The following is a 1,960-nucleotide window of genomic DNA, read 5'->3' as shown; positions in this document are numbered from 1 at the left end:
CCCCGAGCGCGCGCCGGCCGCCCCCAGGCCCCCCGGCCGGCTCGCCGCCCTCGCCGCCCGCCCGGCGGCCGTGCTGCTGCTGTTCGCCGCCGCCGTCGCGGTCGTCGGCGCGCTCGTCACCGACGCCGCCGCCTGGCCCGCCGCGCTCACCTACGACGTGGGCGCGCCGCTCGCCGACCTCGACGGCTGGCTCATCGACAACCGCGAGTCGCACTGGCTCTTCCTCTACTTCCTCCTCCACCTCAGCAACGCCGCGCAGAGCTCCGTCGACGGCCTCGTCGACATCTTCGACACCCTCGGCTGGGTCGGCGTCACCGCCCTCGGCACACTCGTCGCCTGGTACGCCGGCGGTGCCGACCTCAGCCGCCGCGCCCTGCGCACCGGCGCCACCGCGCTCGGCGTCTTCGCCGCCTGCGGACTGCTCGACATGTGGCGGCCCACCATGGAGACACTGGCGCTGATGGCCGTCGCCGTCGCCGTCTCCGCCGCCCTCGGCGTCCTGCTCGGCCTCGCCGCCGGCCTCTCCGACCGCTGCGAGAGGATCCTGCGCCCGGTCTTCGACGCCATGCAGGTCATGCCGGCCTTCGCCTACCTGCTGCCGTTCGTGCTGCTCTTCGACATCGGCGTGCCCTCGGCGCTCGCCGCCACCGTCATCTACGCCGCCCCGCCGATGGCCCGCCTCACCTCGCTCGGCCTGCGTTCCGCCGACCCCGCCGCCATCGAGGCCGCCACCTCCCTCGGCGCCGGACGGCTGCAACTCCTGCGCACCGCGCGGCTCCCGCTGGCCCGCAAGGAGATGCTGCTCGGCCTCAACCAGACGATCATGATGTGCCTCTCCATGGTCGTGCTCGCCTCGGTCGTCGGCGCCGGCGGCCTCGGCGACGAGATCTACAGCGCGCTGCAGCAGCTCTTCGTCGGCCAGGCGTTCGCCGCCGGCCTCGCCATCGTGCTGCTCGCCGTCCTGCTGGACCGCACCACCTCGGCGGCCGGCGCCCGACTCGACGAGAGCCGGCAGGGGGAGGCCACCGGCCTCGCCGCCCGCCTGCGCGGCCTGCCCGGCCGCCTCGGGCTCGCCGCGGTCGCCGCCGCCCTGTACGTGTTCGGGCCCCGCCTCGGCGACACCTACTGGCCGGCGCACTGGACGATCGACGTCGCCACCCCCGTCGACGACTTCCTCGGCTGGTTCGAGAACCACCTCGGCGAGGGCGTCCCGGTGCTCGGCGGCACCCTCGTGTGGTCGCAGAACTTCACCGAGTGGTTGCTCAACCCGCTGCGTTCCGGCCTCCAGGCCACGCCGTGGTGGGCGCTGCTGCTGCTCACCGCCGTGCTCGGCTGGGCCGTCGGCCGGCTGCGCGCCGCCGTCAGCGCGACCCTCGCGCTCGCCGCGATCGGCGTCATGGGCCTGTGGAGCAAGTCGCTCGACACCCTCTCCCAGGTGCTGCTCGCCCTGCTGGTCACCCTCGCGCTCGGCTTTGTCATCGGCGTGCTCGCCGCCCGCCTGGACTGGCTCGACCGACTCCTGCGGCCGGTGCTCGACACCATGCAGACGATGCCGCAGTTCGTGTACCTGATCCCGGTCATCGCGCTGTTCTCCGCGGGCCGCGCCGCCGGTATCGCCGCCGCCGTGGTCTTCGCCCTGCCGGCCGTCGTCCGGATCACCGCCCAGGGCGTGCGCGGAGTCGACCCCGCCACCCTGGAGGCCGCCCGGTCGCTCGGCGCCACCGGCTGGCAGCAGCTCAAGGACGTCCAACTCCCGCTCGCCCGCGGCGCCCTGCTGGTCGCCGTCAACCAGGGCGTGGTGCTGGTCCTGTCCATCGTGGTCATCGCCGGCATGGTCGGCGGCGGCGCACTCGGCAACGACGTCGTCACCGGCCTCTCCAAGGCCGACCTCGCGCTCGGCCTGCCGGCCGGCGCCGCCATCGTCTGCCTCGGCATCCTCCTCGACCGCCTCACCCAGCCC

1 protein-coding gene is annotated in these 1,960 nt (G+C 74.7%); it reads left to right on the top strand.

Features of this window, described 5'->3' with window-relative positions; all coding sequences use genetic code 11:
• The coding region (locus GL263_RS25755; protein WP_182858143.1) for an ABC transporter permease at positions 1-1,960 on the top strand (1,960 nt) is incomplete at both ends.

Origin of the sequence: Streptomyces durbertensis (genome assembly GCF_014156695.1) — a bacterium.
Lineage (GTDB): Bacteria > Actinomycetota > Actinomycetes > Streptomycetales > Streptomycetaceae > Streptomyces > Streptomyces durbertensis.
The sequence above is the reverse complement of the archived record's forward strand: the minus strand, read 5'-3'. Positions and strand labels throughout refer to the sequence as shown.